The sequence below is a fragment of the Solibacillus kalamii genome (assembly GCF_002174535.1).
In the GTDB taxonomy this organism is placed as follows: domain Bacteria; phylum Bacillota; class Bacilli; order Bacillales_A; family Planococcaceae; genus Solibacillus; species Solibacillus silvestris.
The window spans coordinates 1-13,898 of record NZ_NHNT01000018.1; the positions used below are offsets into that span (position 1 = coordinate 1).

Here is a 13,898-nt window from a genome sequence, read left to right on the forward strand (position 1 = left end):
AAGTGATGATGGCAAAGAGGTCACACCCGTTCCCATACCGAACACGGAAGTTAAGCTCTTTAGCGCCGATGGTAGTTGGGGGCTTCCCCCTGTGAGAGTAGGACGTCGCTTCGCACACGCAAAACCACTGAGGAATCAGTGGTTTTTTTTGTTTTAAAAACCTCATTTAAATTTATGAGGAGCTCTAACTTGAAAATAAAATGCAGTTTCGTTAAAGTACATACATAGCAAAAGGGAGGAATTGTAATGAAAGCACTTTTTGAAAAGTTTAAATTAAATGAACAGGTTGAGTTACGTAATCGTTTAGTAATGGCACCTATGACAACTTACTCTGCAAATGAAGATGATACAGTTTCCGATGAGGAAATCACATATTATAAAGAACGTGCTGAAGGAGCAGGAATGATCATTACAGCATGCGCATATGTTGCAGCAAACGGAAAAGCATTCCCAGGACAAATCGCCGCTCATGAAGATCGCTATATTCCAAGCTTGCGAAGAATTGCACAGGCTATTCAACAAGGGGGTGCTAAAGCGGTTTTACAAATTCATCATGGAGGCCGACAATCACTACAACATTTAGTACCAAATGGAGATGTTGTTAGTGCAAGTACAGCTGTTACAATTGAGAAAAAAGAAGCACGTGCATTAACTCTTGAAGAAACAAAAGAAATGGTTAAAGCATATGCTGAAGCAACAAGAAGAGCTGTTGAAGCAGGTTTTGACGGCGTTGAAATCCATGGTGCAAATACGTATTTAATTCAACAGTATTTCTCTGCCTTTACAAATAAAAGAGCAGATGAATACGGGGGAACATTTGAAAATAGATTGCGTTTCCCATTGGAAGTTGTAGAAGAAGTAATTAAAGTGAAAAACAAATATGCTGATGAAAAATTTATTGTCGGTTACCGTTTCAGCCCGGAAGAGCCTGAAGAAGATGGTATTACGATGGATGATACAGTAAGATTAGTAGATGAATTAGCGAAAACAGCGCTAACATATTTGCATATTTCACTTGGAGATTTTAAATCTGAAACACATCGTTATAAAAACGGCCAACAAAATCGTATTTCTGTAATTCACAGCTTGTTAAATGGCCGTAAACCATTAATTGGTGTAGGTTCAATTTATACTCGTGAAGAAGCAGATCAGGCATTACAGTTAGGAGCAGATTTAGTAGCACTTGGTCGTGCCTTATTAATTGAACCTCATTGGGTGGAAAAGGTACAGAATGAGGAAAGTGTAGTAACAGCTTATGATAAGGAAATCGATACTGTAATTCCAGGTCCTTTAATGGAGAAAATACTGTCAAGACCAGGTTGGATTCCCGGTATATAAGTTAATAAAGGCTAGTTCATGAATATAAGAGTTTAAGTTTATTTAAATAAGGAGGATGCGAATACGTTCGTATTCTCCTTTTCATTTTAGTAATGTTTGAACCACTTAATTTCGGGAATGGTTTTATAAGGATAATTGAGGGGGATACGAATGAATAAAAAGGGTTTTTATGTCTTCCTATCTATTTGTCTCGTTATGTTGCTGACAATGCTAATAACAGCTTGTCATGATGAAGTTTTAGAGATAGAAGAAAGCAATACATACGTATGGCAAAAATACATGAATGAAGAAGAGTATAAAGAAGTAAAAGAAGGGATGTCTTATTTAGACGTAGTGCGTATTTCTGGGGGTGCCGGTCAGCAAATTAATAACGGTACTTATGAATGGAATGATGAAATTCTTCTGACGAAAGGATATCGCCTAAAATTTGAGGATGATGTATTGGTAAAAAAAGAAATAGTGGAACGCAAAGGAAAATCAAAGCGTTAGTGATTGCAGAAAATAAGGTTACACGTATGTTCTCATAATACTTCTTCACTATCCTTATTGTTCCAGATAATGAAAATTAAATAAAAGAAAGTTCAGGAACATTCACTTTTTCTCAGAAAAAAATGAGTGTTTTTCTTTTTTTCATAGCTACTTTATATTAACGTTATTGAGTAAGGTCAATATAAAAGTGATACATTTTGAACAATTGCCTCAGTTCAAGTAAACTAGAGATAATGGATTTTTTTGTGGAAGGAAGCAATCAAATGATATTTGAAAAAGATATAAATACGCTGGAAGAAACGCAAGCACTTGCGATGAGACTGGCAGAATTAGTCGAGCCACAGTATACGATTACACTTGAAGGTGATTTAGGGGCGGGCAAAACGACATTTACACAGAGCTTTGCAAAAGGGCTTGGAGTAAAACGAACGGTCAATAGCCCGACATTTACAATTATGAAGCAATATGTAGGACGTATACCACTTAATCACCTGGATGTATATCGTCTGGAAGATAGCGATGAAGATTTAGGCTGGGCAGAAATTTTTTATGGGGATGCTGTAACAGTTGTGGAATGGGCACATCTTATTCAGGAAGATTTGCCTGAAGAGCGTTTAGCAATTGAAATTATACGCATCGACGAAACGAAACGTAAATTTGTATTGAAACCGATAGGCGAAAAATATGATCGTCTTTGTGAGGAGTTATTAAAATGATTTGGTTAGGAATAGAGACAGCAAATGCACCGCTTTCTGTCGCCATAGTACAAGATAATAAAGTAATTGCAGAAGTCGTGCAAAATATAAAATTAACACATTCGGTTGGTGCCATGCCGGCAATTGAAGAAGTAATAAACAAGGCAGGCATTACCCCGGTACAGATTGATGCAATTGCCGTTTCTGAAGGTCCCGGCTCTTATACAGGAGTGCGTATTGGTGTCACTCTTGCCAAAACTTTGGCATGGTCACTGCAAAAGCCATTGGTAGGCGTATCAAGCTTGAAAGCATTGGCTGCGAATGCCCGTACTGCTAATTATGCAATCTGTTCATTAATCGATGCCCGTCGTCAAAATGTATATGCCGGTATATATAAAGCAGATACTATGGAACCGATTATTGAAGATCACCATGATCATATAGACGGATTATTACAGAAGCTTCAGCAATTACAACAGCCAATATTCTTTGTCGGAATAGATGTCGATTTGTACATGGGAAAAATTCAGCAAGTATTAGGTGATTTCGCTATCCGTGCTCCATTTACGATGGATTTACCGCGTGCGTCCGAATTAATTGGTTTAGCACAGCAAATGCCATTACCGACAATTGAGGCTGTTCATGCTTTTGTTCCCCAATATCGCCGTATTGCAGAAGCAGAAGCGAATTGGATAAAGGAACAGAAAAAGGAGCAACTTTAATGGTACGGTATCGCAGAATGACAATAGATGATGTTCAGGCCGTTCATAAAATTGAGCTCGCATCATTTCCTACACCATGGACATTGGATTCGTTTTATTACGAAATGACGGAAAACCAGTATGCACATTATTTAGTCGCTGAAGACGAAACAGGTGAAATTATCGGCTTCTGTGGAGTTTGGCTTGTTATTGATGCAGCACAGATTACAAACGTAGCGGTTGTAAAGTCTGTACGTGGTCAAGGCATTGGTGAAACACTTATGCGTGAAGCGATGCGAGTAGCGAAAGAAGCAAATATGGATGTCATGAGTTTAGAAGTACGTGTAACGAATACTGTTGCACAAAATTTATATCGCAAACTTGGTTTCCTAGACGGAGGTCTTCGTAAAGGCTACTATACGGATAACCAGGAAGATGCGTTAGTAATGTGGGTGAATTTATAATGGATAACTATATATTAGCAATTGAAACAAGTTGTGATGAAACAGCAGCGGCCATCATTAAAAATGGCACGGAGATTATTTCGAATGTAGTATCATCGCAAATTGAGAGTCATAAGCGTTTTGGCGGGGTTGTCCCGGAAATTGCATCACGTCATCATGTTGAACAAATGACGATTGTTTTAGAAGAAGCATTAAAACAGGCAAATATGGAACCGAAAGATTTAACCGCTGTTGCCGTAACAGAAGGGCCGGGGTTAGTCGGTGCATTGTTAATCGGTATTAATGCGGCTAAGGCTTTCGCTTTTGTACACGGATTGCCATTGATCGGGACACATCATATTGCCGGGCATATTTATGCGAACAATCTAGTACAGCCAATGGAATTTCCGCTGTTGGCACTCGTTGTATCAGGTGGACATACAGAGCTTGTCCTAATGCGTGAACATGGTTCTTTTGAAGTTATTGGTGAAACACGTGATGATGCGGCAGGTGAAGCATATGACAAAGTAGCCCGTGTCTTGAATATGCCATATCCAGGTGGTCCTCATATTGATCGTCTTGCCCATGAAGCAACAGAAGCCGTACCTTTCCCTCGTGTATGGTTGGAGGAGGATTCATACGACTTTAGCTTCAGTGGCTTAAAATCTGCAGTGATTAACTATAAACATAATATGGATCAGCGCGGTGAAGAAATTATTGCCGAGCATGTTGCAAAAGGCTTCCAAGACAGTGTAGTGGAAGTATTGACGGGTAAAACAGTACGAGCAGCACGTGAGTTTCAGGTAAAACAAGTAATTGCAGCTGGCGGTGTATCAGCGAATAAAGGATTACGGACAGCATTGGAACAAGCGTTTAAAGAAGAAGGTATTCCATTTTATGTGCCACCTTTAAAATTATGTACAGATAATGCTGCAATGATTGGTGCAGCTGCGTATGAAATGTATGAAGCAGGGATTCGTGGGAATTTAGCAATGAATGGGCGACCTGGCATGGAGCTCATGAGCTGGAAATAGGGTATAGAAGCATGGTGAAAGGATGTAGCAGTACATCCTTTCACCATGCTTTTTTTTATAGAAAAAATAACGATCATTTAATTTGTTTTCTTTCAATAATATAAAAAAGTCGAATCTAGTAATTTATGATGGATAAATCTCATTTATAACAAGTTTTTATTGACTGTTCAACTTTTCTGAAAATTATCCACAGATAAAGTTAAATACCCACAAAAAAACTTGCGAACATGCGTACTTATACACAAAGTGTGAATAACTTGTGGGTAACATGTGACTTATCTATATATAGTAGTGTCTTTTTCACACAGCAATGTGCATAACTTTGATTTTAAATGTGGATAATGTGGAAAACTATGTTGATATGTTGATATTACTAGATTTATATTGTGAATAAAATTGTGGAGAAATTTGTTGAAATTTGGCGTATTGACCTATATATATGATTATTATGTAGATTGGATGATAGAAAGGGTTAATATTATACAATAGCAATAAATAAACATAAATTTTTGGAGAAACAAGCTTTTCGTCTGCCTCTAAAAAAAGAGTGCCCATATGTTGATGGACACTCCAAAATTATAGCTGTTCGAGCTCTTCGTTTAGTTCAAGCCATTCCATTTCAAATGTTTCATGCTGTTCTTTCAAATCATTCAGCTCAGATTGAATCGATAATGTCTTTTCATGATCTGAAAAAATGGCAGGATCACAAAGTTGTTCCTCAAAGACGGCGATTTTTTCATCTAAAGCCCCCATCTGCTTTTCAATATCCTCAATAGCACGCCGAATTTGACGTTCTCTTTTTTTCGCGTCCTTATCAATCATCGATGTAGACTTTGTTTGAGCGGTCGATTCAGTCGTATTTTTTTCAATGGCTGCGGCTTTCATTGCAGCTAATTCTTCAAGTTCCTCTTTCTTTTCAACATAATAATCATAGTCACCTAAATATTCGAACGAACCCGTACTTGATAGTTCAACAACTTTAGTGGCAATACGATTAATGAAATAACGGTCATGTGAAACGAATAGCAACGTTCCAGGATAATCAATTAAAGCATTTTCCAATATTTCTTTACTATCCAAGTCTAAATGGTTCGTCGGCTCATCAAGTACTAGGAAATTTGATTTTTGCATCATTAATTTTGCAAGTGCAAGACGCGCTTTTTCTCCACCAGATAGGGAGTTCACTGATTTTGACACATCATCCCCGCTAAAAAGGAAGCGGCCTAAGATGTTGCGGATATCCTTTTCATTTAATAACGGCCATTCATCCCAAAGTTCATTAAGAACAGATTTATTTGAATGAAGTTTCGCCTGTTCCTGGTCATAGTAGCCAATTTGCACATTCGTACCGTAACGGATATCTCCGGCAAGTGCCTCGATATCTTGAACGATTGTTTTCAATAAAGTAGATTTCCCAACACCGTTTGGACCGACAAGTGCAATACGGTCTTCTCTAAAGACACGCATTCCAATATTTTCGGAAATCGCCTTTTTCGTGAACCCAATTGTTAAATTATCCACCGACAGTACATCATTTCCGCTTTGGCGCTCAATAGTAAAGCCGAAGTTGGCACTTTTTTCATCGCCATCAGGAGATTCCATCCAACTAGTCTTTTCCAAAACTTTGCGACGTGACTGTGCCATCTTTGTAGTTGAAGCCCGGGCAAGGTTTTTTTGAATAAAAGTTTCGAGCTTGGCTTTTTCATCCATTTGACGTTCATACATTTTTAAATCACGTTCATAGTTCTTTGCCTTTTCATCTAGATAAGCACTGTAGTTCCCTGCATATTTCGACACTTTTGTTCTGGATACTTCATAAACGATCGACACGACCTGATCTAGGAAATAACGGTCATGCGAGACGATTAAAATAGCTCCATCATAACCTTTTAAATAGCCTTCCAGCCATGACAGTGTTTCAATATCAAGATGGTTGGTCGGTTCATCTAAAATAAGGAGGTCGGGCTTTGACAAAAGAAGCTTTGCGAGGGCCAGTCGTGTCCGTTGTCCCCCGGATAGAGAACGAATCGGCTTTTGATAATCTTCAGGGAAAAATTGCATACCATGCAAAACAGAACGGGTATCGGCTTCATACTGATAACCGCCTGCATCTTTGAAATCATGCTGCAACTGGTCATACTCTGCCATGATACGTGCATATTGTTCGCTATCTTCATAAATGGCAGGATCGGCCATTTGCTGTTCAAGTTGACGCAGCGTTTGTTCCTGGTTTTGCAAGTTTGCGAAAATTGTCATCATTTCGTCCCAAATTGAAAGTTCAGAGTCGATGCCTGCATGCTGCTCCAAATAGCCGACTTGAATATCTTTTGGAATAATAATTTCACCAGAGTCGTAGCTCATTTGTCCGGCAATTATTTTTAATAATGTGGACTTGCCGGCACCGTTTCGCCCTACTAATGCCACACGATCACGGTGCTGCACTTCTAATTTTACACCGCTTAATATTTCATCTGTAATAAAGGATTTATATAATTGATTTACTTGTAAGACAATCATTGTTTACACCTCAGTTTCTCCTATTTAGTTTAATGGATGGGAACATTGTACGCAACGATGGATACTTTACTTGTCGCTCCTTGTTTAGTAAGATTAACTTGCTTCTGCACAAAGAGTGGGGTTTATGTTAAGCGTGTCATATCGCTTGGCGACAACTACTTGATCAAATCGTGTAGGTCATCTTGACACGTTATACAGAGGCATTATTTGAAAAAGATTTCCAAATGTACATAGGAGGAGAATGTGTGAAACAAGAAGTAAAAATTCCACAAGCAACAACAAAAAGACTTCCTCTTTATTATCGATTTTTGAAAAACTTCGCAACTGAAGGTAAAAAGCGTATTTCTTCACAGGAATTAAGTGATGCGATGAAAATAGATTCTGCTACGATTCGACGTGACTTTTCTTACTTTGGGGCACTCGGTAAAAAGGGGTATGGATATGATGTCCAGTACTTACTGGAGTTTTTCCGACAAACTTTAGACCAGGACGAGGTAATGAATGTTGCATTAATAGGAGTCGGGAATCTGGGGAATGGCTTATTAAAGTATAACTTCCAAAAAAATCACAACACGCGTATCGTTGTTGCATTTGATTCGAAAGCACCGATGGAAGGAACGACGATAAGTGATATTCCAGTATTCCATCCAGATCGTTTGGAGGAAATGTATGAGGAATTTGGCGCGGAGTTAGCAATATTGACGGTATCTTCCCGCTCAGCACAAATGATGACAGACCGACTCGTTAAAATAAATGCAAAAGGTATATTAAATTTCACACCAGTACGATTATCTGTTCCTGACACGATTAAAGTGATGAACATCGATCTATCGGTAGAATTACAGGCACTTACGTATTTAGTACGAAACTCAGGTAAGTAACAAAATGTTCATTACTATAAATAGCAAATTCTAGTTAATTAATGTAAAATATACATAATAATAGAGGAGGTGGCTATAGTGATTGTACATTTAAATGCGATTACACCTGTGAGCCTAATAATCATTGGACTGATTGCTTTGCTAATATTCGGTCCCAAAAAATTGCCATCATTAGGTCGTGCAATGGGGACAACTTTACGTGAATTCCGTAGCGCTACGAAAGGCTTGACGGACGACGACGACGATTTCGATACAAAGAAAAAAGTGATTGAACATAAAGAGAACGAAAAAAACGAAGTTAAGTAAAATAAGGATGTATTGCTATGAATTCAAGAGAATTAACCGTAGTTGAACATATGGAAGAGCTTAGAAAACGCTTATTTTTTGTGGCGATTTTCTTCGTGATGGCTCTTTTCGTCGGATTCTATACGGCGAAACCGCTTATTCGATACATTCAACGCAGCGATTTAGCTGCCAGTTTTTCGATGAATGCATTTAGTCCGGCAGATCCTTTAACCGTGTATTTACAAGTCACATTTATTGTAGCTGCCGTTATTGTATCGCCAATACTGCTATACCAGCTATGGGCTTTTATAACACCTGGTTTGCATGAGGCTGAACGTAAGGCAACATTGAAATATATTCCGTATGCTTTTGCGCTGTGTATAGGGGGAATAGCCTTTGCTTATTTTGTGTTATTTCCATTTATTATGCGCTTTATGACGGAATTATCCAATGATTTGAATATTACGCAAACAATCGGTATTAATGAATTCTTCTCATTTTTAATTAAGTTAATAGTGCCTTTTGCGGTGCTATTTCAATTGCCTGTTTTAACGCTGTTTCTTTCACGTCTCGGAATTATTAACCCGAAACTCATGGTGAAATTCCGAAAATATGCGTATTTTGTATTAATCGTGATTTCGGTATTGCTGGCGCCGCCTGATTTAGTATCGAATATCATTATTGCAATACCACTATTTATTTTATATGAAGTAAGTATTGTCATTGCACGTCTTGGTTATCGAAAATATGAAGTGGCTGAAAAAGAGCGGATTTTAGCAGAAGAGGAACGAGGGCGTGAGCTGCAGGTAGAAGAGCTACTCGAAATGCAGCGTCGGCAAATGGAGCAGATGAATAACAGTTAATGGTAACGCTATCGAATTTGGTAGCGTTTTTTTTATTTCCTTTAAAGAAGGTTATATAAAAAACCCGCTATGTAAAATAGCGGGTAAAAGTTATATTTGAAACTTATCGGCATTCATTTGGATAAATGTGACGAAACCATTTAATAAAATATGCGCGATAATCGGTGTGAGAAGGCGCTTTGTTTTATGATATAAAAATGCGAAGATCATACCGCAAATTGTATACAGTAAAATATGCGTAAAATCCATATGAATCGCAGCAAATACAATTGCACTAATAATGCTCGCAATCCAGAAATTATAGTTTTGTATAATTGAACCGAAAATTACACGACGGAATACAAGCTCTTCCAAGATTGGTCCTAATAAGACAGTCGCAATGATCATAACCGGCGCCACCTTTGTGACACTCATAATGGCTTCGGTATTTTCCGATCCCATATCAATTCCTAAAGCAAGTTCAATGTATGCGCCGATTGTCTGCCCTAAAAAGACAAGGAAGAAACCGATGATACCCCATCCAATAGAAGCACCAATTGATGCCTTTTCCCCTTTAAATACATCCCAAAATTGCTTATTGCGGGAGATTAATATAAAACTCACAATAAAGGCAACCGCAAATGAAATAGTTGACCACCAAGCAGATAATTTTATAAGTTGATCCTGCTCAGACATACCAGAAAATAGTTGTAAAAGGGAATCTTTTAAGCCTGGGATGAATATAAGTAATAAGACTGATAACTGACAGATGATATAAGTTATTAACACATAAAATGCGGTCTTCTGCGTTTTGAACTTATCTGATGAACGGGAAGTCACGGATGAAAAACCTTCTTTCTCTTACTGACTAGTAGAATTACACATCCCAAAAAAGTATGTGGAATGCTGTACCTTCTATTATAGAGTTTAATATGGGCTATTATGATAGCCCACTGTTATACATTTAACATTATTGTAGAGGAATTTGCCAATAAATCAAAATTTTTTAGTGCACATACTTGCAAAAAAATATGGAATTCATTAAACTAATAAATGTGTTAGCACTCGACAAATGAGAGTGCTAAAAATAGAAAATTTCTTAGGAGGTTGTTTCAATTGTTAAGACCATTAGGAGATCGCATCATTATCGAACTTGTTGAGGTAGAGGAAAAAACTGCATTTGGTATTGTTTTACCCGACTCAGCAAAAGAAAAACCACAAACTGGTAAAGTAGTGGCAGTAGGTACAGGTCGTGTTCTTGACAACGGCACTCGTCTTGAGCTTGACGTAAAAGAAGGCGACGAAATTATCTTCTCTAAATTCTCTGGTACGGAAGTGAAGTACGACGGCGTAGAATATTTAATCCTGCGTGAGAGCGATGTACTTGCAATTGTCGGATAATTACAAAATCAAAAGAAAATTGCAGCTAGTTATACATACTAAGCATTGCTAGCTGCACATCTTCATAAACAATAAATCAAAAAAATAGATCGTAAAATTTAGGAGGAAAATGAATTATGGCAAAAGATATTAAGTTTTCAGAAGAAGCACGTTCATTAATGGCATCTGGTGTAGATAAATTAGCTAACGCTGTAAAAGTAACTTTAGGACCTAAAGGACGTAACGTTGTTTTAGAGAAAAAATTCGGTTCTCCCCTTATTACAAATGACGGTGTATCCATCGCAAAAGAAATTGAGTTAGAAAACGCATATGAAAATATGGGGGCAAAATTAGTAGCGGAAGTAGCTTCTAAGACGAATGAAATCGCAGGTGATGGTACAACAACTGCAACAGTACTGGCACAAGCTATGATTCGTGAAGGACTTAAAAACGTAACAGCTGGTGCTAACCCAGTAGGTATTCGTAAAGGTATGGATAAAGCGGTTGCTGCTGCATTAACAGAGCTTCAGGCAATTGCACGTCCAGTTGAAAATAAAGAATCTATCGCACAAGTAGCGGCAATTTCTTCGGCTGATGAAGAAATCGGTCAATACATTGCGGATGCGATGGAGCGCGTAGGAAACGACGGCGTTATTACAATTGAAGAATCAAAAGGTTTTACAACAGAATTAGATGTAGTAGAAGGTATGCAATTTGACCGTGGTTATGCATCACACTATATGGTAACAGATACGGATAAAATGGAAGCAGTACTTGATAATCCATTCGTTTTAATTACAGACAAAAAAATCTCAAACATTCAGGAGATTTTACCAGTATTAGAACAAGTGGTTCAACAAGGTCGTCCAATTTTAATTATTGCTGAAGATGTTGAAGGTGAAGCACTTGCAACATTGGTAGTAAATAAATTACGTGGTACATTCAATGCTGTAGCAGTAAAAGCTCCAGGCTTCGGTGACCGTCGTAAAGCAATGTTAGAGGATATTGCAGTATTAACTGGGGGTCAAGTAATTACACAAGATCTTGGCTTAGATTTAAAATCAGCTGATTTATCAACTTTAGGTCGTGCTGCTAAAGTTATCGTATCAAAAGATAACACAACAATCGTTGAAGGTGCTGGTAACACTGATGCAGTAGCTGGTCGTGTAAACCAAATCCGTGCACAACTTGCTGAAACAACTTCTGAATTTGATAAAGAAAAATTACAAGAGCGCTTAGCAAAATTAGCTGGCGGTGTTGCAGTTATTAAAGTTGGTGCTGCAACAGAAACAGAATTAAAAGAGCGCAAATTACGTATTGAAGACGCATTGAACTCAACTCGTGCAGCAGTAGAAGAAGGTATCGTATCAGGTGGTGGTACAGCACTTCTAAATGTTTATGCGGCAGTTGAAAGAGTATTGGATCAAGTAGAAGGCGATGTAGCAACAGGTGTACGTATTATTTTACGTGCTTTAGAAGAACCAGTTCGTCAAATTGCTGAAAACGCTGGTTTAGAAGGTTCAATTATCGTTGACCGTTTAAAACGTGAAGAAGTAGGTATTGGCTTCAATGCGGCAACAGGCGAGTGGGTAAACATGGTTGATGCAGGCGTAGTTGACCCAGCGAAAGTGACACGTTCAGCATTACAAAATGCAGCGTCAGTAGCTTCTCTATTCTTAACAACAGAAGCAGTAGTTGCAGATATTCCAGAACCAGCAGGCAGCGGTATGCCGGACATGGGTGGCATGGGTATGCCAGGAATGATGTAATTCCAATAAGAATCCGACATATTTATAAAAATCGATTGTTTTGTTCTTTGCAAAGCAATCGATTTTTTATTGTTTTGTATTTTAATAATTGATAAATTATAATGTAGAAATGTTCCAAAATAAGGGGGAATTGGATGAAAAAGTTTTCGGTTTTACTTGCACTTGTGCTCGTTTTACAACTCGTTTTACCATTCACAAATATAGTGCAGGCAGAAGATGAAAGTAAGTCGTTTCATTATGTAGCGCTTGGTGACTCACTGGCAGCGGGAATGAATGAAAACGGTGAAATTGGTTTTGGTTATGCAGACTTACTTGCTAAACAGTACCAAGATCAGAAAAGCCAGATTGTATTCAATAAAGGTTTTTCTTATCCAGGTTATACAACAGTCGACGTTTTAAAGGGTATTGAAGAAAATGTCACTAAACCTATTTACGATTTAAATGGTGTTTCGCAAAAATCAGTAGCAATCCAGGAAGCGATTCATCAGGCAGACCTGATTACATTAAGTGTTGGAGCAAATGATATTTTAAAGAATGTAAATCGCTCTGAAACGGGTGAGTTTAGTTTTGATACAGCAGGTGTTATTAAGAGCATTCAGGATGTAGCGGTAAACTATAAAAAGATTTTCGACGGCATTTATAAAATTAATCCTGAAGTTGATATGATCGTCATGGGACTTTACAATCCGTTTCCTTATATTGAAGATCCGGCAATTCAGAAACAGCTAAACATGCTAGTAACGAATTTGAATAATTCAATGAAGCGTATTGTAGAAGATAATGGGGGTATATTTACTGAAGTGGCAGCACAGATTGCAACGGACGCAAAAACGTATTTACCGAACCCTAAAAATATTCATTTAAGTGAAGCAGGTTATCAAGTCGTTGCGGATGCGATGATGAAGGATTATTTGAATGCTTTGTTCAAAGAAACAGAAGAAGATACAACGGATAGCGAGATTGCAAAAGCGCCATTTACTGATATTCAAAACCATTGGGGCAAAGATTATATTGATGTTGTCTATGCAAAGGGTATTATGAATGGGTATGAGGATGGTACATTCCAGCCGAATGCTAATATGACGCGTGCTCAAGTAATATCTGTCATTTCACAGGCTTTTGGATTAACTGCAAAAAATAAAGCACCTTTTAATGATATTAGTCATTATGCACAGCAAACTCAAAATGGGATTGCCGCTGCATATGAAGCGGGGCTAATTAAAGAAAACAACGGGATTTTTAATCCGCAGGGCAAAATTACACGTTCACAGTTAGCATTAATTTTAATGCGTCTATCAACTGTTCAAGCTGGGCATCAATACGAACCGGCAAAACTGGCGCCTTTCCAAGATATAGCGAACTATGATCGTGAAGCACAGTTAGCGATTACTTTTTTATATGATACGGGCGTAGTGCAGGGAACAAGTGCTACAACATTTTCACCTAAAGGCAATGTCACACGTGCTCAAATAGCGAAAATTTTAGTGCTGGCAATAAATAAACAATAAAAAACAAGCGTTAAAT

The 13,898-nt window shown here is 38.0% G+C and carries 14 protein-coding genes and 1 rRNA gene; 13 read left to right on the top strand and 2 right to left on the bottom strand.

Annotated features, from left to right (window positions below):
- From rrf to tsaD, 7 genes are all read left to right on the top strand, one after another.
- Positions 1–114: ribosomal RNA gene (gene rrf, locus CBM15_RS18285) — 5S ribosomal RNA — on the top strand; the annotation flags it as partial.
- Between the two features lie 132 nt (positions 115–246).
- Positions 247–1,338 (top strand): NADH-dependent flavin oxidoreductase, encoded by a 1,092-nt coding sequence (locus CBM15_RS18290; protein WP_087618575.1) that lies wholly within the window; start codon positions 247–249, stop codon positions 1,336–1,338.
- A 150-nt stretch (positions 1,339–1,488) separates the two neighbouring features.
- Positions 1,489–1,827 (top strand): hypothetical protein, encoded by a 339-nt coding sequence (locus tag CBM15_RS18295; protein WP_087618576.1) that lies wholly within the window; start codon positions 1,489–1,491, stop codon positions 1,825–1,827.
- 263 nt (positions 1,828–2,090) lie between these two features.
- Positions 2,091–2,543 (top strand): tRNA (adenosine(37)-N6)-threonylcarbamoyltransferase complex ATPase subunit type 1 TsaE, encoded by a 453-nt coding sequence (tsaE, locus tag CBM15_RS18300; protein ID WP_087618577.1) that lies wholly within the window; start codon positions 2,091–2,093, stop codon positions 2,541–2,543.
- Positions 2,540–3,244 (top strand): tRNA (adenosine(37)-N6)-threonylcarbamoyltransferase complex dimerization subunit type 1 TsaB, encoded by a 705-nt coding sequence (tsaB, locus tag CBM15_RS18305; protein ID WP_087618578.1) that lies wholly within the window; start codon positions 2,540–2,542, stop codon positions 3,242–3,244. The genes tsaE and tsaB overlap by 4 nt, the downstream gene beginning before the upstream one ends.
- Positions 3,244–3,687, top strand: coding sequence for a ribosomal protein S18-alanine N-acetyltransferase (rimI, locus tag CBM15_RS18310; protein ID WP_087618579.1), 444 nt, complete (start codon positions 3,244–3,246; stop codon positions 3,685–3,687). Before tsaB ends, rimI begins: the two co-directional genes overlap by 1 nt.
- Positions 3,687–4,700: a tRNA (adenosine(37)-N6)-threonylcarbamoyltransferase complex transferase subunit TsaD gene (gene tsaD / locus CBM15_RS18315; protein ID WP_087618580.1), complete on the top strand. Its 1,014-nt coding sequence runs from the start codon at positions 3,687–3,689 to the stop codon at positions 4,698–4,700. Before rimI ends, tsaD begins: the two co-directional genes overlap by 1 nt.
- A 576-nt stretch (positions 4,701–5,276) precedes the next feature.
- On the opposite strand, the gene CBM15_RS18320 is transcribed toward tsaD, so the two are convergent.
- The gene (locus tag CBM15_RS18320) at positions 5,277–7,217 is read right to left on the bottom strand and encodes an ABC-F family ATP-binding cassette domain-containing protein (RefSeq protein WP_087618581.1); all 1,941 of its coding nucleotides are present in this window, start codon (positions 7,215–7,217) and stop codon (positions 5,277–5,279) included.
- 245 nt (positions 7,218–7,462) lie between these two features.
- On the opposite strand from CBM15_RS18320, the gene CBM15_RS18325 reads away from it, so the two are divergent.
- The 3 genes from CBM15_RS18325 to tatC all read left to right on the top strand — a co-directional run bounded on the left by CBM15_RS18325 (position 7,463) and on the right by tatC (position 9,246).
- On the top strand, positions 7,463–8,098 hold the full coding sequence (locus CBM15_RS18325) for a redox-sensing transcriptional repressor Rex (RefSeq protein WP_008408482.1): 636 nt from the start codon (positions 7,463–7,465) through the stop codon (positions 8,096–8,098).
- A gap of 78 nt (positions 8,099–8,176) precedes the next feature.
- Positions 8,177–8,404 carry a twin-arginine translocase TatA/TatE family subunit gene (gene tatA / locus CBM15_RS18330; protein ID WP_008408483.1) on the top strand — a complete coding sequence of 76 codons (228 nt, stop codon included), beginning with the start codon at positions 8,177–8,179 and terminating at the stop codon, positions 8,402–8,404.
- Between the two features lie 17 nt (positions 8,405–8,421).
- The gene (tatC, locus tag CBM15_RS18335) at positions 8,422–9,246 is read left to right on the top strand and encodes a twin-arginine translocase subunit TatC (RefSeq protein WP_087618582.1); all 825 of its coding nucleotides are present in this window, start codon (positions 8,422–8,424) and stop codon (positions 9,244–9,246) included.
- Between the two features lie 90 nt (positions 9,247–9,336).
- Here tatC and CBM15_RS18340 read toward each other — a convergent pair whose 3' ends face one another.
- On the bottom strand, positions 9,337–10,065 hold the full coding sequence (locus CBM15_RS18340; RefSeq protein WP_087618583.1) for a CPBP family intramembrane glutamic endopeptidase: 729 nt from the start codon (positions 10,063–10,065) through the stop codon (positions 9,337–9,339).
- A 276-nt stretch (positions 10,066–10,341) separates the two neighbouring features.
- On the opposite strand from CBM15_RS18340, the gene groES reads away from it, so the two are divergent.
- The 3 genes from groES (at position 10,342) to CBM15_RS18355 (ending at position 13,882) form a co-directional block, all read left to right on the top strand.
- Positions 10,342–10,626 carry a co-chaperone GroES gene (groES, locus tag CBM15_RS18345; RefSeq protein WP_008408486.1) on the top strand — a complete coding sequence of 95 codons (285 nt, stop codon included), beginning with the start codon at positions 10,342–10,344 and terminating at the stop codon, positions 10,624–10,626.
- A gap of 116 nt (positions 10,627–10,742) precedes the next feature.
- Positions 10,743–12,374, top strand: a complete 1,632-nt coding sequence (gene groL / locus CBM15_RS18350; RefSeq protein ID WP_008408487.1) for a chaperonin GroEL — start codon at positions 10,743–10,745, stop codon at positions 12,372–12,374.
- 134 nt (positions 12,375–12,508) lie between these two features.
- Positions 12,509–13,882: an S-layer homology domain-containing protein gene (locus CBM15_RS18355; protein ID WP_087618584.1), complete on the top strand. Its 1,374-nt coding sequence runs from the start codon at positions 12,509–12,511 to the stop codon at positions 13,880–13,882.
- Positions 13,883–13,898 lie beyond the last annotated feature (16 nt).